Annotated in this window: 17 protein-coding genes; 15 read left to right on the forward strand and 2 right to left on the reverse strand. The window is 35.0% G+C overall.

Translation table 11 applies throughout. From position 1 onward, the window contains the following. The first annotated feature begins 59 nt into the window (after window positions 1-59). The 7 genes from BM211_RS12810 (at window position 60) to BM211_RS12840 (ending at window position 12,189) form a co-directional block, all read left to right on the forward strand. Window positions 60-1,211 (forward strand): branched-chain amino acid ABC transporter substrate-binding protein, encoded by a 1,152-nt coding sequence (locus tag BM211_RS12810; RefSeq protein WP_051957239.1) that lies wholly within the window; start codon window positions 60-62, stop codon window positions 1,209-1,211. Window positions 1,212-1,541: 330 nt separating this feature from the next. Then, entirely contained in the window at window positions 1,542-3,248 is a 1,707-nt protein-coding gene (locus tag BM211_RS12815; protein WP_035430957.1) for a peptide ABC transporter substrate-binding protein, read from the forward strand. 292 nt (window positions 3,249-3,540) lie between these two features. Beyond that, window positions 3,541-5,253 carry a peptide ABC transporter substrate-binding protein gene (locus BM211_RS12820; protein WP_035430954.1) on the forward strand — a complete coding sequence of 571 codons (1,713 nt, stop codon included), beginning with the start codon at window positions 3,541-3,543 and terminating at the stop codon, window positions 5,251-5,253. Between the two features lie 379 nt (window positions 5,254-5,632). Continuing rightward, on the forward strand, window positions 5,633-7,336 hold the full coding sequence (locus tag BM211_RS12825) for a peptide ABC transporter substrate-binding protein (protein WP_090997838.1): 1,704 nt from the start codon (window positions 5,633-5,635) through the stop codon (window positions 7,334-7,336). A 274-nt stretch (window positions 7,337-7,610) separates the two neighbouring features. Further along, on the forward strand, window positions 7,611-9,314 hold the full coding sequence (locus BM211_RS12830) for a peptide ABC transporter substrate-binding protein (protein ID WP_035430949.1): 1,704 nt from the start codon (window positions 7,611-7,613) through the stop codon (window positions 9,312-9,314). Window positions 9,315-9,610: 296 nt separating this feature from the next. Then, on the forward strand, window positions 9,611-11,314 hold the full coding sequence (locus BM211_RS12835) for a peptide ABC transporter substrate-binding protein (RefSeq protein WP_035430946.1): 1,704 nt from the start codon (window positions 9,611-9,613) through the stop codon (window positions 11,312-11,314). A gap of 155 nt (window positions 11,315-11,469) precedes the next feature. After that, on the forward strand, window positions 11,470-12,189 hold the full coding sequence (locus tag BM211_RS12840) for a class I SAM-dependent methyltransferase (protein WP_090997841.1): 720 nt from the start codon (window positions 11,470-11,472) through the stop codon (window positions 12,187-12,189). A 27-nt stretch (window positions 12,190-12,216) separates the two neighbouring features. Here BM211_RS12840 and BM211_RS12845 read toward each other — a convergent pair whose 3' ends face one another. After that, window positions 12,217-12,609 carry a hypothetical protein gene (locus BM211_RS12845; RefSeq protein WP_090997844.1) on the reverse strand — a complete coding sequence of 131 codons (393 nt, stop codon included), beginning with the start codon at window positions 12,607-12,609 and terminating at the stop codon, window positions 12,217-12,219. Window positions 12,610-12,784: 175 nt separating this feature from the next. Between BM211_RS12845 and BM211_RS12850 the strand changes: the two genes are divergently transcribed. From BM211_RS12850 to BM211_RS12870, 5 genes are all read left to right on the forward strand, one after another. Then, window positions 12,785-13,120 carry a hypothetical protein gene (locus BM211_RS12850; RefSeq protein WP_035430937.1) on the forward strand — a complete coding sequence of 112 codons (336 nt, stop codon included), beginning with the start codon at window positions 12,785-12,787 and terminating at the stop codon, window positions 13,118-13,120. A 70-nt stretch (window positions 13,121-13,190) separates the two neighbouring features. Continuing rightward, window positions 13,191-13,529: a P1 family peptidase gene (locus BM211_RS12855; protein ID WP_035430934.1), complete on the forward strand. Its 339-nt coding sequence runs from the start codon at window positions 13,191-13,193 to the stop codon at window positions 13,527-13,529. Window positions 13,530-13,901: 372 nt separating this feature from the next. After that, window positions 13,902-15,998, forward strand: a complete 2,097-nt coding sequence (locus BM211_RS12860; RefSeq protein WP_035430932.1) for a vWA domain-containing protein — start codon at window positions 13,902-13,904, stop codon at window positions 15,996-15,998. 152 nt (window positions 15,999-16,150) lie between these two features. Beyond that, window positions 16,151-19,513, forward strand: a complete 3,363-nt coding sequence (locus tag BM211_RS12865) for a tubulin-like doman-containing protein (RefSeq protein WP_035430929.1) — start codon at window positions 16,151-16,153, stop codon at window positions 19,511-19,513. 56 nt (window positions 19,514-19,569) lie between these two features. After that, window positions 19,570-19,710, forward strand: coding sequence for a hypothetical protein (locus BM211_RS12870; protein WP_035430926.1), 141 nt, complete (start codon window positions 19,570-19,572; stop codon window positions 19,708-19,710). A gap of 653 nt (window positions 19,711-20,363) precedes the next feature. Here BM211_RS12870 and BM211_RS12875 read toward each other — a convergent pair. After that, window positions 20,364-20,855, reverse strand: coding sequence for a CarD family transcriptional regulator (locus tag BM211_RS12875; protein ID WP_081904803.1), 492 nt, complete (start codon window positions 20,853-20,855; stop codon window positions 20,364-20,366). A 247-nt stretch (window positions 20,856-21,102) separates the two neighbouring features. Between BM211_RS12875 and BM211_RS12880 the strand changes: the two genes are divergently transcribed. The 3 genes from BM211_RS12880 (at window position 21,103) to BM211_RS12890 (ending at window position 22,875) form a co-directional block, all read left to right on the forward strand. Beyond that, on the forward strand, window positions 21,103-21,351 hold the full coding sequence (locus BM211_RS12880; RefSeq protein WP_035431063.1) for a DUF1294 domain-containing protein: 249 nt from the start codon (window positions 21,103-21,105) through the stop codon (window positions 21,349-21,351). Window positions 21,352-21,441: 90 nt separating this feature from the next. Beyond that, a complete protein-coding gene (gene rarD / locus BM211_RS12885; RefSeq protein ID WP_090997847.1) occupies window positions 21,442-22,371 on the forward strand; it encodes an EamA family transporter RarD in 930 nt (309 codons plus the stop codon). Window positions 22,372-22,449: 78 nt separating this feature from the next. Beyond that, entirely contained in the window at window positions 22,450-22,875 is a 426-nt protein-coding gene (locus BM211_RS12890) for a divergent PAP2 family protein (RefSeq protein ID WP_035430830.1), read from the forward strand. Window positions 22,876-22,925 lie beyond the last annotated feature (50 nt).

The following is a 22,925-nucleotide window of genomic DNA, read 5'->3' on the forward strand; positions in this document are numbered from 1 at the left end:
GGGGGAGTACTGTGAAGAAAAAGATATCGTATTTGTTATCAAGTGTTTTATTAGCGGGAATGCTGGCAGGGTGTACGAGTAAAGGAAATGATAATTCAGCTACTACGAAAAATGAAGAAAAGACAAGTAAAGTAATTAAAATTGCTTCAGAATCTCCTCTTTCTGGTGGGTCAGCTGCGTTTGGAGAATCCATTAAGCTTGGAACGCAGCTTGCAGTAGATAAACAAAAAGCTGAGTTTAAAAAACTAGGTTTTGAATTGCAATTTGTGCCGCAAGATGATCAAGGTGACTCGAAAAAAGGGGTTGCCAATGCTCAGTCTGTCGCAGCTGATAAAGAAGTATTAGGCGTTGTCGGACATTTAATGTCAGGTGTATCTATTGCAGCTTCTGAAACATATGAGAAGGCAAATCTTGTTATGGTATCGCCATCAAGTACGGCAGTTGACTTAACAGAGCGTGGATTAAAGACTGTTGCACGCCTTGTTGCAAGAGATGATTTCCAAGGTCCAGCAGCGGCGAAATTTGCACTTGAAACAGTAAAAGCAAAGAATATTTTTGTAATTCAAGATAAAACGGCGTACGGTACAGGGTTAGCCGATGCATTTAAAAAAGAAGCAGAAAAGCTAGGTGCAAAGATTGTCGGCTATGAAGGGATAACGGTAGGTGAGAAAGATTTTAGTGGTGTGTTGAACCAAGTTGTCGCGAAAAAGCCAGACATTGTGTATTTTGGTGGTATGTATTCAGAAGGATCTGTTTTAGTAAAACAAGCACGTGAAAAAGGAGTTACAGCGCCAATTATGGGCGGTGACGGTATTGACTCTCCAACAATGGCAGAAGTTGCAAAAGACGGATTAAAAGATACGTATTATACAACAGTAGCGACAGCACCAACAGCAACAGAGAAAGGGAAAACATTTGTAACAGAATATAAAGAGAAATTCAAAAAAGATGTGGAAGCATACTCTGCATATGGATATGATTCAGCTGGCGTAATTTTACAAGGAATTAAAGATGCTATTAAGAAAAATGATGGCAAGTATCCAACACGTGAACAAGTACGCGATGCGGTTCGGGCTATAAAAGAATATGATGGTGTTATTACGAAAGTTGCTTTCGATGAGAAAGGTGATAACAAATTTGCTAAAGTTTACATTTATAAGTATGAAGGTGCGAAATATCCAGGGAAGCAAAAAGGAGAGGTAAGTAAATAATGGAAAAACCCGGCATTTGCCGGGTTTTTAAATGCAAAAGAATTTAATATCATCCAAATGATTGTTTTATACGAGTTTAACAAAGTAGTAATAAATAAAAGAATTATAGCATTCATATAGTGAGGGGGCTTTTTCTTGGGGGATTTCATAGAATGATTAATTACTGTAATAAAATATTTTTTGACTTTTCAGATAATAATACTTTACAAAAGGAAATAAAATAGTAGAATGTTAATTAATATAAATTTTCTGATAATTTAACAGGAATATAAAGCTATCAGAAAATTTCCTACTAGTTAGTAGCGTACATAAAAATTAGGGGGATAAAAAATGAAAAAGATAAAAAAAATCACAGCTGTAGTAGCACCAGTATTAGCGGTGAGTGTGGCACTAACAGCATGTTCTGGGTCGGGGGACAAAAGAGGAAGTACAGAGCCAAAAAATGAAAAAAAACAAACAGAGGGTAAGCTGGCAGCAAAACAAGTGTTAAGTTTAGTAGAAACACAAGAGATTCCAACTATGGACTCTTCTAAAGCGACTGACGCAGTGTCTTTCCTTGCTTTAAATAACGTAATGGAAGGGTTATATCGTCTTGATAAAGACCAAAAACCAACTCCAGGTGTGGCAGAATCATATAAAAAGAGCGATGATGGTAAAAAATATACATTTAAACTACGTAAAGATGCAAAATGGTCAAATGGAGACCCTGTAACAGCAAAAGATTTCGTTTTTGCATGGCAACGTCTATTAGATCCAAAAACGGCAGCTGAATATGCATTCATTATGTATGATTTGAAAAATGCTCAAGCAATAAACGAAGGGAAACAACCAGCTGATTCTTTAGGTGTAAAAGCTGTTGATGACAATACATTAGAAGTCGAGTTAGACAATCCTGTTCCGTATTTCATTCAATTAACAACATTTGGCTCTTTCTATCCGTTAAATGAAAAATTTGTAAAAGAAAAAGGTGGTAAATACGGTTTAGAAGCAGACACGTTAGTGTACAACGGTCCATTCGCTATGACAGAATGGAAGCATGAACAAGGCTGGAAGCTGAAGAAAAATGATCAATATTGGGATAAGAAAACAGTTAAGTTAGAAGAAATTAACTTCAGCGTTGTAAAAGAATTATCAACCCGTGTTAACTTATACGAAAGCGGTGAGATTGATCGCGTAGGTTTAAGTGCTGAATATGTAGATAAATTTAAATCGAGAAAAGATGAATTTGGATCTTATGTAGAGGCATCTACTTTCTTTCTACGATTAAATCAAAAACGAATGAAAGAACAAGATACACCTTTAAAAAATAAAAAGATTCGTCAAGCGATTGCAAAAGGGTTTGATAAGAAGGCATTGGCAAATGTAATTTTAAATAACGGTTCTATACCAGCAAATTCCCTTGTACCATCTGACTTTGTAAAAGGTCCAGATGAGAAAGACTTCCGTAAAGAGAACGGTGATATAAAATCCGTAACATTTGATGCGAAAGAAGCAAAAAAACTTTGGGATGAAGCGAAAAAAGAATTAGGAAAGGATGAACTTACGCTAGAATTATTAAACTTTGATGACGACAATTCGAAAAAACTTGGTGAGTACTTAAAAGAGCAGTTAGAGAAAAACTTACCAGGTTTGAAAATTAACTTAAAAAATCAACCTTTTAAACAAAAATTAAAATTAGAAACCGCACAAGACTATGATATTTCTTTTGGTGGTTGGGGTCCTGACTATGCAGATCCAATGACATTTATCGATATGTTTGAAACAACAAACTCTCATAATGAAATGAGTTATTCAAATAAAGAGTATGATGGGATTGTTAAAAAAGGAAAAACAGACTTATTAACTCAACCGAAAACTCGTTGGGAACAACTTGCAAAGGCAGAGAAGATATTGCTTGATGAGGCTGCAATTGCCCCAATTTACCAACGTGGCGCTTCCTTCGTACAACGCCCAACTGTACACAATATTTACAAGCATAATGTTGGCGGCGATTTCAGTTATAAATGGACATATATCACTGAAAAAGAAGGTAAATAATCATGAGAAAAGAGGATGCGATATCGCATCCTCTTTTCTCAGTGCACATTTTGAGGTGTGATGAATACATATGCAACATGAAATGGAAGGTTCACTATATTTCATGAAATAATTATAAATATTACTGTAAAAAAATAATTTTTTGATTTTTTTTAATAATAAAACTTTACAAAATAGAGAAAAATAGTAGAATGTTAATTAGAAGAAATTTTCTGGCAACTATACAGAAATATAAAGTTGTCAAAAATACCTCAAAGTTAGTATCACACATAATAATTAGGGAGGGTAAAAAATGAAAAAAAAGATGAAAAAAATCACAGCTGTAGTAGCACCAGTATTAGCGATGAGTGTGGCGCTAACAGCATGTTCTGGGGCAGGGGACAAAAAAGCAAGTACAGAGCCGAAAAATGGAGACAAACAAACAGAAGGTAAGTTAGCAGACAAGCAAGTATTGAATTTATTAGAAACACAAGAAATTCCTTCAATGGATTCTTCTAAAGCAACAGATCAAGTTTCGTTTATCGTATTGAACAACGTAATGGAAGGTTTATACCGCCTTGATAAAGATAATAAGCCAATTCCAGGTGTGGCAGAATCTCATAAAAAGAGCGATGATGGTAAAAAATATACATTTAAACTACGTAAAGATGCAAAATGGTCAAACGGAGACCCTGTAACAGCAAAAGATTTCGTTTTTGCATGGCAACGTCTGTTAGATCCAAAAACGGCAGCTGAATATGCATTCATTATGTATGATTTGAAAAATGCAAAGACAATTAATGAAGGAAAAGCACCGGCTGACTCATTAGGAGCAAAAGCAATTGATGATTATACATTAGAGGTAGAGTTAGAAAATCCAATTCCATATTTTGTTAATTTAACATCATTTGCTTCATTCTATCCGTTGAATGAGAAAGTTGTAAAAGAAAAAGGCGATAAATATAGCTTAGAAGCAGACACATTAGTTTACAATGGACCATTTAAAATGACAGAATGGAAGCATGAACAAGGCTGGAAATATACGAAAAATGATCAATACTGGGATAAGCAAACTGTAAAGCTAGAGGAAATTAATGTTAGCGTAGTTAAAGAATTATCTACTCGTGTTAACTTATATGAAAGTGGCCAAGCTGACCGTGTTGGATTAACAGCAGAATATGTTGATAGATATAAAGGAAACAAAGATGAGTTCAAAACAGAGTTAGATCCATCAACATTTTTCTTGCGCCTAAACCAAAAACGTGGCGGTCAAGATACACCGCTGAAAAACATGAAGCTTCGTCAAGCGATTGCAAAAGGATTTGATAAAAAGGCATTAGCGAACGTTATCTTAAATGACGGTTCAAAGCCAGCTGACTTCCTTGTGCCATCAACGCTTGCAACTGGTCCGGATAAAAAAGATTTCCGTGATACATTCAGTGGTTCTATTAAAGACGTAGCGTTTGATGCAAAAGAAGCGAAAAAGCTTTGGGGAGAAGCGAAGAAAGAATTAGGAAAAGAAGAAGTTACACTTGAATTGTTAAACTATGATACTGACAATGCGAAGAAAATTGGCGAGTACTTAAAAGAACAATTAGAGAAAAACTTACCAGGCTTAAAAGTTAACTTGAAAAATCAACCATTTAAACAAAAATTAAAATTAGAAACAGGTCAAGATTTTGATTTCTCTTACGGTGGTTGGGGCCCAGATTATCCAGATCCAATGACATTCATCGATATGTTTGAAACAACAAACTCTCATAACCAAATGAGTTATTCAAATAAAGAGTATGATGAAATCGTGAAAAAAGGTAAAAAAGAACTATTAACTGATGTAAAGACTCGTTGGGAACAGCTTGGAAAGGCTGAGAAAATCTTACTTAAAGATGCAGCAATTGCGCCAATATATCAACGTGGTAACTCTTTCTTAGTACGTCCGTACGTACATGACATCGCTTCTCACACTTTTGGCGGCGATTTCAGTTATAAATGGGCATACATTACTGAAAAAGAAAACAAAAAATAAGAATGAGTCAAATGAGGATATAATATAGTAGTCTGTGGGAAAATCCTAATAATATAAAAGAGTGATAGCTTTCTCGATGCATTTGAGGAAGCTATCACTTTTTTTATGTATAAATGGTTGTACTCCTTCAAGGGATAGTGGCATAAAGTGAAACTTTAATCAGTGGACGTTTTGACGGGTGATGAATACATATGCAGTGTTATGCGAAATGGAAGTTTCACTTTATTTCATAGAATGTTAATAAATATTACTGTAATAAAATAGTTTTTTTGAATTTTTAAATAATATAACTTTACAAAAAAGAAAAAAACAGTAGAATATTAATTAATAGAAATTTTCTGACAAATTTGTAGAAATATAAAATTAGGGAGGGTACAAAATGAAAAAGATAAAAAAAATCACAGCTGTGGTAGCACCAGTATTAGCGATGAGTGTTGCGCTAACAGCATGTTCTGGGGCGGGGGATAAAAAAGCAAGTACTGAACTAAAAACTGGAGAAAAACAACCAGGAGGTAAGTTAGCGGCAAAACAAGTGCTAAACTTAGTAGAAGCAAATGAAATTCCTTCAATGGATGTTTCTAAATCAACAGATACGGTTTCTTCTGTTATGTTAGGGAATACGATGGAAGGGTTATATCGTCTTGATAAAGATAATAAACCAATTCCAGGTATCGCAGAATCTTATAAAAAGAGCGATGATGGTAAAAAATATACATTTAAACTTCGGAAAGATGCAAAATGGTCAAATGGTGATTCAGTAACAGCAAAAGACTTTGTATTTGCATGGCAACGTCTATTAGATCCAAAAACGGCAGCTGAATATGCATTCATTATGTATGATATGAAAAATGCAAAAGCGATCAACGAAGGAAAATCGCCAGTCGATTCTTTAGGTGTAAAAGCAGTCGATGATTATACATTAGAGGTAGAATTAGATAATCCGGTTCCATATTTCCTAGGCTTAACAGCATTTACGTCTTTCTTACCGCTAAATGAAAAAGTTGTAAAAGAAAATGGAGATAAATACGGCTTAGAAGCTGATAAGATGGTGTATAATGGACCATTTAAAATGACAGAATGGAAGCATGAACAAGGTTGGAAAGTAGTGAAAAACGACCAGTATTGGGATAAAGCAAATGTTAAGTTAGATGAAATCAATTGGAGCGTTGTAAAAGAACAATCTACTCGTGTGAACTTATATGAAAGCGGTCAACTAGATCGCGTCGGCTTAACGGCTGAATATGTTGATAAATACAAAGCGAATAAAGATGAATTTGGAACGCTATTAGAACCGTCAACGTACTTCTTACGTTTAAATCAAAAACGTAACGGTCAAGATACAGTACTTAAGAATAAGAAAGTTCGTCAAGCAATTGCAATGGCATTTGATAAAAAAGCATTAGCAAATGTCATATTAAATGATGGATCTAAACCAGTAGACGCTCTTATTCCAGAAAAGTTTACTGCTGGCCCGGATGGAAAGGACTACCATGAAACATATAAATCTACTGGCATTAAAACGGATTTAAAGAAAGCGAAACAAGTTTGGGAAGATGCGAAAAAAGAATTAGGTAAAGAAGAGGTGACAATTGAGTTCTTAAACTATGATACGGATAGTGCAAAGAAAATTGGTGAATACTTAAAAGAACAGCTTGAGAAAAATTTACCAGGTTTAAAGATTAATATTAAACTGCAACCGTTTAAGCAAAAATTAAAATTAGAAACAGGGCAAGATTATGATATGTCTTATGCGGGCTGGACCCCAGATTATGCGGATCCAATGACATTCTTAGATATGTTCCAAACAGGAAATCCGCAAAATGAAATGAGCTATTCAAATGCGAACTATGATGAAATTATTAAGAAATCTCAGGGTGAATTGCTAACAGATCCGAAAAAACGTTGGGGAGAAATGGCAAAAGCTGAAAAAATCCTACTTGAGGATGAAGTAGCACTCGTACCGATGTATCAACCGGGACGAGCATTCTTACAACGTCCTACTGTACACAATATATACAAGCATAACGTTGGTTGCCAATACAGCTACAAATGGGCATATATTACTGAAAAAGAAGGTAAATAATTATGAGAAAAGAGGGTGCGATATCGTATCCTCCTTTTACTATACGCATTTTGCTATGTGATGAATACATATGCAGTTACATGAAATGGAGATTTCACTTTGTTTCATAGAATAATTATGAATAGTACTGTATTAAAATAATTTTTAACAATAAGACTTTACAAAATTCTGAAAATTAGTAAAATATTAATTAGTAGGAATTTTCTGATAAGTATGTAGAAACAAAAGGTTTCTTATAGTTAGTATCGTACATATAAATTAGGGAGGGTACAAAATGAAAAGGATGAAGAAAATCACAGCTGTAGTAGCGCCAGTATTAGCGATGAGCGTGGCTTTAACAGCATGTTCTGGGGCAGGGGACAAAAAAGCAAGTACAGAGCCGAAAAATGGAGACAAAAAGACAGAAGGTAAGTTAGCGGAAAAACAAGTATTAAATTTAGCAGAAACAGCAGAAATTCCTTCTATGGATGTTTCTAAATCAACAGATACAACTTCTTCTCTTATCTTAGGGAATACGATGGAAGGGTTGTATCGACTTGATAAAGAAAATAAGCCGATTCCAGGGATTGCAGAATCTCATAAAAAGAGTGATGATGGTAAAAAGTATACATTTAAACTACGTAAAGATGCAAAATGGTCAAATGGCGATCCTGTAACAGCAAAAGACTTTGTATTTGCATGGAAACGTCTGTTAGATCCAAAAACGGCAGCTGAATATGCATTCATTATGTATGATTTAAAAAATGCAAAGGCAATTAACGAAAGTAAATCGCCAGTCGATTCTTTAGGGATAAAAGCAGTAGATGATTATACATTAGAAGTAGAATTAGATAATCCTGTTCCATATTTCCTTAACTTAACTGCATTTACGTCTTTCTTGCCGTTAAATGAGAAAGTTGTAAAAGAACATGGAGATAAATACGGTTTAGAAGCTGATAAGATGGTGTACAATGGACCATTTAAAATGTCAGAATGGAAGCATGAACAAGGCTGGAAATTAGTGAAGAACGACCAGTACTGGGATAAGGCAACTGTTAAGTTAGAGGAAATTAACTTCAGTGTTGTAAAAGAACAATCTACTCGTGTGAACTTATATGAAAGCGGCCAACTTGATCGTGTTAGTTTAACAGCTGAATACGTGGATAAATATAAAGCGAATAAAGATGAATTTGGAACAACGTTAGATCCATCAACGTACTTCTTGCGTTTAAACCAAAAGCGTAACGGTCAAGATACAGTGCTTAAGAATAAGAAGGTTCGTCAAGCAATTGCAATGGCATTTGATAAAAAAGCATTAACAAATGTAATCTTAAATAATGGTTCTAAGCCAGTCGATTTTCTTATTCCAGAAAAATTAGCTAATGGCCCAGATGGAAAAGATTTCCGAGAAACATTTAAATCTGCAGGCATCAAAACGGATTTAAAGAAAGCGAAACAAGTTTGGGAAGAAGCGAAAAAAGAATTGGGCAAAGAAGAAGTGACAATTGAGTTTTTAAACTATGATTCAGATAATGCAAAGAAAGTTGGAGAGTACTTAAAAGAACAGCTTGAGAAAAACTTACCAGGTTTAAAAGTGAATATGAAGCTGCAGCCGTTTAAGCAAAAATTAAAATTAGAAACTGCACAAGATTATGATCTGACTTATGCGGGCTGGAACCCAGATTATGCGGATCCAATGACATTCTTAGATATGTTCAAAACAGGAAATCCACAAAATGAAATGAGTTATTCAAATGCGAAATATGATGAAATTGTTACGAAATCTCAAGGTGAATGGTTAACAGATCAGAAAAAACGTTGGGAAGAAATGAGTAAAGCTGAAAAAATCCTACTTGAGGATGAAGCAGCACTCGTACCGATGTACCAAAGCGGAGGATCATTTTTACAACGTCCGACTGTACAAAAAGTATACAAGCATAACGTTGGTAGCCCACTCAGCTTCAAATGGACATATATCACTGAAAAAGAAAGTAAATAGTCATTTAAAAAGAGGATGCGATAGCGTATTCTCTTTTTACTGTGCACATTTTGACAAGCGATGAATACATATGCAGTTACATGAAATCGAAGTTTCACTTTATTTTATAGAATAATTATAAAAATTGATGTATTAAAATAATTTTTATAATTTTTTTAATAATAACACTTTACAAAAAATAAAAAATTTGTAGAATATTAATTAATAGGAATTTTCTGATAACTATATAGAAACATAAAGTTATTAGAAAAATTATCATAGTTAATAGCGTACATATAAATTAGGGAGGGTACAAAATGAAAAAGATGAAAAAAATCACAGCTGTAGTAGCACCAGTGTTAGCGATGAGCGTGGCTTTAACAGCATGTTCTGGGGCTGGGGACAAAAAAGCAAGTACAGAGCCGAAAAGTGGAGACAACAAAACTGAAGCTAAGTTAGCAGCAAAACAAGTGTTAAACTTAGTAGAAGCAAATGAAATTCCTTCAATGGATGTTTCAAAATCAACCGATACAGTTTCTTCCCTTATTTTGGGGAATACGATGGAAGGGTTATATCGTCTTGATAAAGATAATAAGCCGATTCCAGGGATCGCAGAATCTCATAAAAAGAGCGATGATGGTAAAAAGTATACATTTAAACTACGTAAAGATGCAAAATGGTCAAATGGAGACCCTGTAACAGCAAAAGATTTCGTTTTTGCATGGCAACGTCTTCTAGATCCGAAAACAGCAGCTGAATATGCATTTATTGCATACGATATAAAAAATGCAAAAGCGATTAACGAAGGGAAATCACCAGTTGATTCTTTAGGTGCAAAAGCGGTAGATGATTATACATTAGAAGTAGAATTAGATAATCCGGTTCCATATTTCCTAGGCTTAACAGCATTTACATCTTTCTTACCGCTAAATGAAAAAGTTGTAAAAGAACATGGAGATAAATACGGTTTAGAAGCTGATAAGATGGTGTATAATGGACCATTTAAAATGTCAGAATGGAAGCATGAACAAGGCTGGAAAGTAGTGAAAAACGATCAGTACTGGGATAAATCCACAGTTAAGTTAGATGAAATCAATTGGAGTGTTGTAAAAGAACAATCTACACGTGTGAACTTATATGAAAGTGGACAACTTGATCGCGTTGGTTTAACAGCTGAATACGTTGATAAATATAAGGCAAATAAAGATGAATTTGGCACGCTGTTAGAACCGTCAACGTTCTTCTTACGTTTAAACCAAAAACGTAATGGCCAAGATACAGTATTTAAGAATAAGAAAGTTCGCCAAGCAATTGCGATGGCATTTGATAAAAAAGCATTAACAAATGTCATATTAAATGATGGTTCTAAACCAGTAGATGCCCTTATTCCAGAAAAGTTTGCTGCTGGTCCGGATGGGAAAGATTACCGTGAAACATTTAAATCTACAGGCATCAAAACGGATGTAAAGAAAGCGAAACAAGTTTGGGAAGATGCGAAAAAAGAATTGGGTAAAGAAGAAGTAACAGTTGAGTTCTTAAACTATGATACGGATAGTGCAAAGAAAATTGGTGAGTACTTAAAAGAACAGCTTGAGAAAAACTTACCAGGTTTAAAAGTGAATATGAAACTTCAGCCGTTCAAGCAAAAATTAAAATTAGAAACAGCGCAAGATTATGATTTCTCTTACGCAGGATGGAACCCAGATTATGCGGATCCAATGACATTCTTAGATATGTTCCAAACAGGAAATCCTCAAAATGAAATGGGCTATTCAAACGCAAAATATGATGAAATTATTAAGAAATCTCAGGGTGAATTGCTAACAGATCCGAAAAAACGTTGGGAAGAAATGAGTAAAGCTGAAAAAATCTTACTTGATGATGAAGCAGCACTCGTACCGATGTTCCAAAGTGGAAAATCATTTTTACAACGTCCTACTGTACACAACATTTATAAGCACAATGTTGGTTCTCAATACAGCTACAAATGGGCATATATCACTGAAAAAGAAGGTAAATAATGGTTCGAAAAGAGGATGCGATATCGTATCCTCTTTTCTCTGTGCACATTTTGAAGCTCGATGAATACATATGCAGTACTACAATAAAACGAAACTCTCATCAATATGATATTTGTTTCATTCCATCGCTAAGTATGAGATAGAAGGAGATACTTATGAAACAATATTCTTATTTAGATTTCCTTGCAGCATTTGGTATTGGTAGTGCACATCCAGGAGGGTTTACATTAACAAAGCAGATATTAACACAACTTTCACTAGGACCATATACAAAGTTATTGGAAATTGGATGCGGAACGGGCAGGACAGCATCTTATATTGTGAAACAATATGGATCGGTTGTAAGTGCAGTTGAAATGAATGAAACAATGATTGAAAAAGCAAAAAAGAGATGGAATAAAGATGGAGTCAATATTGAGCTCATAAAGGGGAGTGCAGAGACACTACCTTTTCGTGATGAAGTGTTTCATATTGTGTTAGGAGAATCTGTTCTTGCTTTTACGAATAAAAGGAAAACGATCGATGAATGTTATCGTGTCTTACAACGCGGCGGGGTCCTACTTGTTATTGAATTGGTAGCTGAGCAACATCTATCAATACATGAGGAAGCGCAGATTATGACTTTATATGGAATGGAACAACTATTAACAGAGCACGAATGGATTGCACTCTTCCAAGAAGCACAATTTACTACAGTGCGTGTGGTAGGAGGCGGAACGATTGCCGAAACGATATCTTCACACGTAGAACAACTAGAGATGGATATATCGGATTTTATTTCACAAGATTTGTATAATGCCTGGAGTGCGCATGAACATATTATACAGCAATATAAGCATAGATTAGGGCACCGAATTTTTATGTGTCAAAAATGAAAAAGCCAACGACATGTTGGCCTTTCTTTATATAAAAAATAAAGCGGCTAATGCAATACCGAAAATGAATCCAAAACCAAGTTCAACGGCTCCAAATCCACCAAATCCTCCAAATCCTCCACCAAATCCACATCTACAGTCATCAAATCCACATCTACCGCATCTACGAGATCTACCAGATCTACAGTCATCAAATCCACAATGGTTACAATTACCTAAACCACCGCAGAAATCACAGCCGAAGCTACCGCCAAAGCCAAACCCGTGGTCAAATCGCTTACGATGAACGGGTTCAATCCAAACTGATTCATCCGTTATATCAACAATTCTTCCAATATGGATCCTGCCTTTATGGTCTTCAATACGTACGACTCGCCCATAATAACGCCGACATGTATCGAAATGTTTATGAGAACTCATATAATTTTGCCCCTTTCTCTTTCCAGTATTACGATATGATAAAAGGACAAGAGCGGCTTGTACGTTTGTCTAATCCTTCATAATTACGATGAAAACGGGAATGATAGGAAATGAGTGTTTTCTAGAAATGAAAAATCCGATTTCCTGTTAGATGAAATAAAAAGGAGAGATAAAAATGAATCGGTCAGATACGTTCCAAACGTATGAAATGTCATGGGAGGAATTGATAGACGCACTGCGAAAAGAAATGACGCGTCAAGTTGGATCCGATATTATTGATAGTATTGTTTGTGATTTAAAAGATGGGTTTGAAGTGTATACGTATATACAGGGAGATCTTGCGTTTGAGTATAAAGAAGCGCTTGAACGAAAATACGGAACAGATAGCAAAATTCCTAACCTACTAACCATCTTATTATTATCAACTATATATGATACGAAAGAAAGTAATATTCGCCTTCATGCAGACCGAAAAGAAAATCCGGTTGTAGAAGTATATGTGAAACAATGAGAGTGCTTATCGATGGCACTCTCATTTTTGTTATAATGAAAAGAAAGAAAATCGAGAAAAAGGTGAGAGGATGAAACGGGTACGACTGAGTGAGCTCGGAATGAAAATTGGAAAATATAATGTTGGTAAATGGAATGCAATTACTGATGTGACAGGTGTTTTAGTTGGTCACGTTACTTTGAAAGAAGATATGCATATTCGTACTGGTGTTACAGCGATTTTACCGCACGATGGAAATTTATTTCAAGAAAAAGTATTTGCTAGTTCATATGTTATAAATGGCTTTGGGAAAACAATTGGAGGTGCTTTTTATATGCATAAATTCTCTGAATCAGAAAAATTAGCTGCTGTTCAGCGTTATGTAGATGGTGCTTCTTTCGGAAATGCGATAAAGTTTAAAGTAATTTAGTTATGTAAATTAAATTGAATTATAGAGCAGATCTTTAGTTATTACTATTACATATAAACTCCAAAGCATAAATGTCAGTTTTTTCATTAATATATAGAAACGAATATAAAATTAAATTGGAAAGTAACATATTGTATATAGCATAGGAACTTGAAGTGTACGTCAATGCGAAGTGGTAGAAATATAGGATGAGAAAGAAAATTATGATGGAATTTAGAAGAGAATAAAAAGATTATATGCAGTATTTTTAAAATATAGTTTACATAATAATATTATATTTCTATTCGTTTTTCGAAATACAAGTCATATCTTGTATTTCTTTTCATAAGTTTAAACATAGGAATTTGTCTACAAAGGTGGCGAAGCTTCAACATGTATACTCGAATTATAGCCACATCTATTCTGTTTCTACTACTTATTTGTATGGCCCCTTTTTCTAGTTTAGCGAAAGGAGAAGAGGGGAGGCAGCGTGTCGTTTCACTTGTGTATGATGATTCTGGAAGTATGCGTAATAACGATCGGTGGAAATACGCTAATTATGCACTGCAAAGCTTGATTGCCATGTTAGATGAAAAGGATACGTTTTCTTATGTACCAATGAGTCATCCAGCAGGGGAGAAATCAGTTTCTTTGGAGAATAGTAAGCGACAGGGTGAGATTGAGAAAATTCAAACATGGAATGAGCAAGCGAATACACCTTTTCAATCGGTAGAAACCGCAATTCAAGCGATTAAGAGGGAAGCACAGGTGAATGCCAATCGTGAATTCTGGTTTATTATTCTAACTGATGGTGCTTTTAATGAGTTAGAAAAGCAAGATGAAGGTGAGAAAAAACGAATTTCAGAAACGTTAAGTAAGTTTAAAAAAGAAATGGAAGCAAAAAAAGTTTCTTTACATGCGGTATTAATTACGATGGAAGAGAATTTAGGAGCGCAAGAGCAAATACAAATGAACATCTTTAAAGAAATTTGGAAACAACAAATAAATGGAGTCGTACTACCAACAAGCGGAGAAGATGGTGTTATTCACAGTGTGAACCAAGCGGCTGCATTCATCGCAAATCGTGATCCATTTTCATCAGTAGAGGAAGCCGTGAAAACAAATATTGTAGGAAATAAAATTGAAATCTCAACACCATTTCCATTAAAACGAATTACGCTCGTTAATCAATTTTCTCAGAACGTACCGTATCGTATTCAAAATATAAAAGGACCACTCCATTTACAATCAAAATTTTCGATTCAAGCACCGGCAGGAATGGGATTATATGGTGGTATTACACACATTATGTCTAAAAATAATGCTGTAATAGAACCTGGTGCATATATAGTAGATATTGATCAAGTAGTTTCAAAGGAAAATATGAAAGTGCTTGTCGAACCAGCACTAGATTATACGATTTCCGCCTATGAAAAAGAACAGAAAAAAACAACAGAACAATTTTATGAAGGGCAAACAGCAATTATAGAAGCAAAACCAAGCAATGTTCCAGTAGATCCTTCATATTTTACCGCACAAATAGAAATAAACGGCCAAATGTACGAGATGAAGTGGAATGGTGAAAAGAAAGCCTTTTACTATGAAACAAAGGTAGAAAAAGAATCGATACGTGGAAATGTGCACTTGAATATAAAAGGATTTTATCGCCAAACAAAAGAATTTTATATTCAATCTGTTTCAATACCAAAACTATCATTACAAGTTATAACAACAAATTATACGGAAAAAGTAACGAATTTAAAACATAGCGCACCATTCATCATACAGCCGCTATTAAATGATAAAGCGATGTCAGAAGCGGAAGTAAAGGAATTAATGAAAACAGCTACTGTTACATTTCATAAATCTATCAACTATGAGATAAAGCAACATAAAAATCAACTGTACGTCTATCCTCGTCCTTATTACTCCAACACATTTAATTTCACAGAAACTGGCACCGTTGAGGCTACCATCACATTACAAGATTCACAATTACAAAAAGTAAGCAAACAATTTTCGTTTTCTATTCGTGATGTCCCTTTTTTCGAGCGTTATGCAATTATTTTTCAGTTCGTTCTACCGTTTAGTATCATCTTACTTATCGTTGTAATTCTTATAATTGGATGGGTAGTTCGTCCGCGTTTTCATAGAAAGGCGCTTATATATTATGAATGGGACCAATCAATTGCAGAAGATTGGTTATATAAATCTGAACCAGAACCGTTGCGAACCAAATGGTGGAATCATTATTTTGGCATTCCATTTCGAGCAGAACGAAAAACGGTACAGTCCGTTACATTTGTAGCAAAGAAAGCTTCAAAATCTATATTTGTGACGAAAGATTCTCAAGTACAAGGTATGGTAATTGATGGTATGTTTATAACAGACGAAGAAGCAGGGCGTGAGCATAAAACGTTATATCCGAACGAAATGGTTGTCATTGATCGTGGGTATGGAAAAGAGTTATATAAGTATGAATGTGAATAAAGTGAAACTTCCATGAGTGGCGGATTCTTCATCCCACTCATGGAAAGCTCTCACCAATCGGGCTTTTATGGGCAGTTATCTCCACCTATCTTCTTTGGTCTCTTGGGGTCTTGCTGCTCACGAATAGCGGGATAAATAGGAAGGTGATTCACATGGATTTTCAAGTGCCGACAATATTAATTGGACTTGGAGGAATTGGCAGCACGATTACGCATGATATTTACCGAAAGCTTCCACTAGAACGGCGCAAAAAAGTAGCGATGCACGTCTTTGATACAGATATTAATACGTTAAGTCACTTTCAACATATTCGTAAATTTGTGACGCAAACGAGTTCGAGTAAAACACCGCGCGAATATATTGCAGAAGATCCAACAATTCCAGACTGGTTTCCGATTGATCCAACGATACTAGATAAACCGTTAACAGAAGGCGCAGGCCAGCTTCGGGTTATTTCCCGCTTAGCACTTCGCGCAGCAATGAAGGAAGATAAATTAACAGCGTTTTGGCAGGAAATCGAGAAAATTTTTCCGGTCACTAGTGATAAAACAGAGTACGGTATACGGGTTATTATTATTACATCATTAGCTGGTGGTACAGGTTCAGGGATGTTTTTGCAAATTGCCCTTTATTTACGAGAAATGCTTCGGAAAAAGTTGCAACATCACAACATTTTAATTCGCGGCGCTTTCTTGCTTCCTGACGCTCTCGTAAAGACGCGCACAATAAGCGGGAAAGAATTTGAAGCAGTGCAGGCAAACGGTTACGCATCATTAAAAGAATTACACGCTATTACATTAGGATCTACTGGAGAATTATCACGGCGCGGAGGTGTTACAATTGAGTTAGAATATAGGCCTGATCAAGTCGATGAAGATGGTCGTACAAATCATACAATTATGCAACATCACTTACCATTTAATTATTGCTTTTTATATGATTATGAAAATTTACATGGGCATCATTTAAATAGTTTGTCTGACTATATGGAACAAATGACAAATACGATTTATTTACAACTATTTAGTCCAATGTCAACAAGTCATTTCGCGCAGGAAGATAATCAAATTCAGCAACTTGCTGATTCAAATGGTAGAGCCCGTTATTGCGGAGCAGGAGTCGCGAAACTTATTTATCCATATGAAAATGTTCTTCGTTATTGTGCTTTGAAATGGGCTGTGCAAGGGCTAGAGGAATCGTGGCTTCATTTAGATCGACTCTTTTTAGAGAAGAAAAGTCGGTATGAGCAAGATGTTCGCCGCGGTATGCAACGTGAAAAACTAGAGCGGGGGAAAAGTTTCCTAGAGGATTTAGAACATTTAGCGACTCGTCCAGAACAAGCGCATGTATTTTATAAACAAATGTATTATGAAGCACGTGAAGGAGCAGAAGGTGGAAAAATTGGTATATCAAAGGCAAAATTGTTTCTTGATTCGGTAGAAAGTTATGTGCAGCGTACAGTGCAAAAAGATGAAGAGTTAAACCGGTTGCAGCGAGAGTGTAAAATTTCGGCTGCAAAGTTGAAAATTACGGAGCAAATGAAAGGGGAAGTAGCGCGAGTTGATCATGCGGTGCGGTTATATGCGTATGCAATTCCAAGCCGTGTACATGAGCATGTCACAACATTAGTTTATGACATAATTGAAGCAGATCGTTTTACGCCAAGTGGTTCAGAAGGACAGTCCTATCAATTAAATACGTGGTTTTTGAAGAAAACAGATCCTGTTCATCCTGTAGCTGCAAGGTATATGTTATATGAAATTCGTAAATTGTTAACTGAGAAAATGAATCGTTTACACGAAAATAATGAGCAAAAGCGTAATCTCATTCAAAATTATGATAAGAAGTTTAATGTGGGTAATATTGAAGGAACGGTAACAGCCGTCAGGCGTGTTGAACTCGCACAGCAACAAGGGTGGATTGGAAAGATATTCCATAATGAGCAGCGCTTATTCCGTAAAGAATTCCAAGATATCGCCACCCAATATGTACACAAGTTAAATGAGTACCGAAAAGAAATGTTGCTAGAACTTGTGTATCAATCATTATATCAAGCTGTAGATAAAATGATTCAATATTGGGAACGTTTCTTTGATAATTTACAAGAAACTCGTGAAAACTTATTATTAGACATTCAAAAGCGTAGTAAGGAATTTGAGGGGAAAACCAATCCAACAAATGTTTACGTATTAGCAGATGAACGAATGCAGGAAGAAATATGGAAAGACATTCATCACCATGTAAACAATGGTGTGCTGCCAAAAGAGATATCTACTGAAATTTATATGAGTTTATATCGAGAATATTGTCGGGAAGTAGGGGCGGAGGAAGGGCAATCGCAAAAAGTAGAAGATTTTTATCGAAAACATATTTTAACGTATTGTGAAAAAGAACTGCAAGAACGGTACAGAGATAAACTAGAATTAAATATTATTGAAGCACTTCGAAAAGAAGCTGCTATTCAAAGACGTGATATAACAGAGTATGTCAGTGAAAAAATAGAAGATTTATTACACCTTGCAAGTCCATTTATACCGAAAGTTTCTCATCACAGGGAATTGCAATATTGGGGTATTCATCCACTTGTTCAGAAAGAGTTAAATGAAGAAGCGCTTCAAGAGATGTTTCAAGAAAAAGAAACCGTTGATACAGATTTTTCACCGTATGAAATTGTATGTTATCGTGCACATTACGGGTTATCGCTGCCAGATTTTCCAAAGTTTTCGTCCGGGCATCTTGGAAATGGTAATGCAAACGAGAAGGGAGATTACTTTCAGGCGTATTATCGCCGCGTAAATAAATTAAACATTCGTAAATCAAATTTAACGCCGCATCTCGATAAATATTGGCATTTGCCAGCCTTTATGCCAGATTTAAATGCAACGCAAACGAAGTTAGATTATGAGAAATGTAATCGCGCTTTACTATATGCATATATATATCGCTGGATTAGCCTTGCTGCTGTGGATGGTCAGTTCGTTTACCAATATAACGGAGTGGGCCGAAGTTCTCTTATTCAATCGATGGGAAAAAATGTATCGAATGAAGGGTATAAATTGCACCGTGCGCTACTTCATAATCCATTTATTTATGAAAATATCATTTCTCGTTTTGAAGAAGAACAGGAAAAAGCATTGCAAAATGGAGGGCATTTATATACACATTCATTTGTATTAGGTGCCCAAGATATAAAATGGCTTCGGAAAGAACAAGTTCATAATATTTTAGACATTATATTGATGTATGATAAGGAAGCGAAATATGATCCAACTTTAGGGGAAACTTCTGATGAGTTATTACGATTACTCGTTGATGAAATTGAACAGTATTTTAAAGCTTATTACGGAGCTGGTGCAGAATCAATGGCCAAAAAAGAAGCAGCTTTATTTGTAAAGCAACTATGGAATCGCTCATACGCAAAAGAATTTGTCGATTCAAACAGCGCACCATATAAGAAATGGTTACACCTTCTTAATATCCAAATAGAAGAGGAAGATAGAATCACGAATGATTAAGAAAAGATTGGGAATCCTTAATCTTGGAATGTATTACTTTGAAAAGAGGGATTCTCGTGCCGTTTCTTGGAAGTGTGTACCAAGTATTTGGATTGTATGCAGAAATTTATCACGCAATGGTTTGTATGGAGAATAAAGATACGCAATCTATTGGTGATGGTAGTAGTAAAGATGAAAATGAAACTGTAGAAGAATAATAAAGAACATGCAGCAAACTGTTGCATGTTCTTCTCGTTTTCTTATAGTTTTACAACATTCTTAGGTTTTGACCTCTGTTAACTTGTTTGAATGCAATTTACTGTAACATTACTATCATTTGGTACTTCATACATTCAAATCCTTTTTCACTATTAAACCATTTTACTGTCCTGATTGTTTTCATATAAAAAACTTTTAAAAAATTCCTAAAGATGTGTTTACTATTTATATGAACCGAGCAAATATAAACATGTATTTAAATCTGTTCTCGTTTTTACGTTAAAATGGAAGATAAGAACAGTAAATATTCATTATCGTTTTTGAAACCTCAAAACAACGAAAGCCCTACCTCTCTTTCGTCCTTACGGCTCCGATGACCGTGCCAGTATGAATCGGGATATCCAAAAACAACGCTTGGATAAATGAACCTCATCGTATACTTAGAAGTATGGGAATAAAAAGTGGTGAGAATAATTCATTTAGAGGAAAAAGAATTTTTTCTTAGAGGATAATGTTCCTATAATCAAACCGTATTTGTAATCATACCATATTGAGGTACATAAAGCAAAAAAAACAAAATAGATGTTAGGCTATTTTGTCGTTTTAGGTATCTTATATAATTTAAAATCAAATTCAAACCGGATTTCTTTACCTAGCCGACTTTCGTATTTAACAAATCAATTGCCTGGTTTTCAGTAATTCCTTTAATTAAACTCAATTCACTAATTAAAATTTTTTGTGCGTTGTCTAACATTTGTTTTTCACTTGTATTAAGTGCTCTTACTTTATTCCTACGTATTAAATCGCGAACTACTTCAGCACCTTCTTGTATTTCACCCGTCTTCATTTTCTCCATGTTTTGGGTATATCTTTGCTTCCATGAGAGTGAATGATCTGATTCGCCGTACTGAAAAATAAGTAATACATTTTCTAATGTAAGCATATCGGCAATTAATCGTATACGTGCTTGTATCATTTTTTTCATCGGAATCATTACTTCCATATTACTAATTGGTATTCTTATTACATAATATTTTTGTTTTTCTCCTAGGATTTCTTTTTCTTCTATTGCTTCAATCACACCTGCTCCGTGCATTGGATAAACAATTTTATCGCCAATTTGAAACAAATAATCCACCTCCATATATGGTAACCTATCTAAGTCTATCATATATAAGATAATAAGTAAAATATTATATGTTATCACAAAATGATTATCGTAGTCAATAATTTTTGTTTGATTAGATAAAATCATTGTTCCATATTTATAAAACTAAAAAATAAAATGAGTGTATAATAAATTAAAACTCCCATCAGTGGGGAGTTACTGCTCAATAGTGCGGGATAAATAATGGATTGAAAAAATGTATGAAAGAGGTTTTCATAAAATGGTGAAATGGAGTTATTTTGTTTTCATTAATATTCTTGCTTTTATAATGATGGGACTAGATAAAAGGAAAGCAAAGAAGAAACAGTGGCGTACACCAGAGAGTACGTTATTTTTAATTGCAGCAGCAGGGGGAGGTGTTGGAGCTTGGATTGGCATGTATATGTTTCATCACAAGACGCATAAAAATAAGTTTGTGTTTGGTATTCCATTACTTGCTGCTTTAGGAGTATATGTCTTTTGGATATTATAAAAGGTTTAGATGAAAAAGTTATGTAGCGGAAAATTGTAATCAAATAGAAGGACACTTTATAATGAAGAAAAAAGAAAAGAGGGGAGTCAAATGGAAGCGCAAAAAAAAGGGATCATATATGCGGCAAGTGCATATATGATGTGGGGAATCCTGCCGCTTTATTGGAAATTGATTGACGACGTTCCTGCAGAAGAAATTTTAGCGCATCGCATCGTTTGGGCATTCGTTTTTATGTTATTCATTTTATTCATTTCTAAACGTTTTGGTCAATTTAAGAACGAGTTTGTACAACTTTTTAAACGGCCTAAATTATTCATGTCATTAACGATAGCGTCTATATTAATTAGCGGGAACTGGTTTGTGTACATATGGGCAGTCAATCATAACCACGTCATCGAAGCGAGTTTAGGTTATTATATTAATCCGCTTGTTAGTATTTTACTTGGCACGCTTGTGTTAAAAGAAAAACTTAATTTTTGGCAATACATTGCTGTAGGTTTAGCTGCATTTGGAGTTGCAATTTTGACAATTCGTTATGGATCGATTCCGTGGATTGCAATTTCGTTAGCATGTACGTTTGGATTATACGGTTTATCAAAGAAATTATTAGATTATGATTCAATGATTGGGCTGACAATGGAAACGATGATTGTAACACCGATAGCTCTTGTATATTTAGGAATGCTTGGTGCAAAGGGGATTAGTTCATTTGGGACAGTATCGATTACATCGACATTACTTCTAGCAGGGGCTGGTATTGTTACTGCACTGCCGCTTTTATATTTTGCAAAAGGTACAAAGCTTATTTCGTTATCAATGGTCGGATTTTTGCAATATATTGCACCGACAATTAGCCTTGTATTAGGAATTTTCGTCTTTCATGAACATTTTACCAATGCACACATGATCGCATTTTTCTTTATATGGATTGCGTTATTTGTCTTTTCGATAGCAAAAACGAAATTTATGTTAAATAAGCAGCCGAAATTTATAAAAAATAAATCTGCAAAAGTTTCGTAAAACGGCATAGTATTATGTATGCCGTTTTCTTTATAATGAAAGTAAGGATATTCCATTATAAGCGGTGAGGTGCGAATTATGGAAACAATTTTACATAACAACCCATTAATGTCTGCAGTGATTGCATGGTTTTTAGCGCAATTTACAAAAGTGATCATCAACTTAGTAAAAAACAGAGAATTTGATTTTGCGAAGTTTTTTGCATCTGGCGGAATGCCGAGTTCTCATTCTTCCACCGTCACAGCATTAGCAATGGCAATCGGAATTGAAGAAGGAATGTCGAGCTCTCTATTTGCGATTGCAACGATTTTTGCGATTATTGTCATGTATGATGCATCTGGAGTGAGACTTGCTGTTAGTAAACAAGCAAAAATTTTAAATGATTTTTTCCATGGAAGACAAACGGATTATAAAAAATTGAATGAACTTGTCGGACATACGCCATACCAAGTCGTTATCGGGGCGCTTTTAGGAATTGTTGTTGCGATTTGTTATTGTTCATAAGCAAAGTAAGGAATGAACCTTACTTTGCTTTTTGTTTTGCGCATATTTAC

Origin of the sequence: Bacillus sp. 491mf (genome assembly GCF_900112415.1) — a bacterium.
GTDB lineage: Bacteria > Bacillota > Bacilli > Bacillales > Bacillaceae_G > Bacillus_A.

Excerpts from the sequence above, each read along its gene's own strand:
- BM211_RS12815 (WP_035430957.1), top strand. The coding sequence starts at position 1,542 with ATGAAAAAGATAAAAAAAATCACAGCTGTAGTAGCACCAGTATTAGCG.
- BM211_RS12860 (WP_035430932.1), top strand. The coding sequence starts at position 13,902 with ATGTATACTCGAATTATAGCCACATCTATTCTGTTTCTACTACTTATT.
- BM211_RS12850 (WP_035430937.1), top strand. The coding sequence starts at position 12,785 with ATGAATCGGTCAGATACGTTCCAAACGTATGAAATGTCATGGGAGGAA.
- BM211_RS12855 (WP_035430934.1), top strand. The coding sequence starts at position 13,191 with ATGAAACGGGTACGACTGAGTGAGCTCGGAATGAAAATTGGAAAATAT.
- BM211_RS12875 (WP_081904803.1), bottom strand. The coding sequence starts at position 20,855 with ATGGAGGTGGATTATTTGTTTCAAATTGGCGATAAAATTGTTTATCCA.
- BM211_RS12840 (WP_090997841.1), top strand. The coding sequence starts at position 11,470 with ATGAAACAATATTCTTATTTAGATTTCCTTGCAGCATTTGGTATTGGT.
- BM211_RS12835 (WP_035430946.1), top strand. The coding sequence starts at position 9,611 with ATGAAAAAGATGAAAAAAATCACAGCTGTAGTAGCACCAGTGTTAGCG.
- BM211_RS12890 (WP_035430830.1), top strand. The coding sequence starts at position 22,450 with ATGGAAACAATTTTACATAACAACCCATTAATGTCTGCAGTGATTGCA.
- BM211_RS12820 (WP_035430954.1), top strand. The coding sequence starts at position 3,541 with ATGAAAAAAAAGATGAAAAAAATCACAGCTGTAGTAGCACCAGTATTA.
- BM211_RS12810 (WP_051957239.1), top strand. The coding sequence starts at position 60 with ATGCTGGCAGGGTGTACGAGTAAAGGAAATGATAATTCAGCTACTACG.
- rarD (WP_090997847.1), top strand. The coding sequence starts at position 21,442 with ATGGAAGCGCAAAAAAAAGGGATCATATATGCGGCAAGTGCATATATG.
- BM211_RS12865 (WP_035430929.1), top strand. The coding sequence starts at position 16,151 with ATGGATTTTCAAGTGCCGACAATATTAATTGGACTTGGAGGAATTGGC.
- BM211_RS12845 (WP_090997844.1), bottom strand. The coding sequence starts at position 12,609 with ATGAGTTCTCATAAACATTTCGATACATGTCGGCGTTATTATGGGCGA.
- BM211_RS12830 (WP_035430949.1), top strand. The coding sequence starts at position 7,611 with ATGAAAAGGATGAAGAAAATCACAGCTGTAGTAGCGCCAGTATTAGCG.
- BM211_RS12825 (WP_090997838.1), top strand. The coding sequence starts at position 5,633 with ATGAAAAAGATAAAAAAAATCACAGCTGTGGTAGCACCAGTATTAGCG.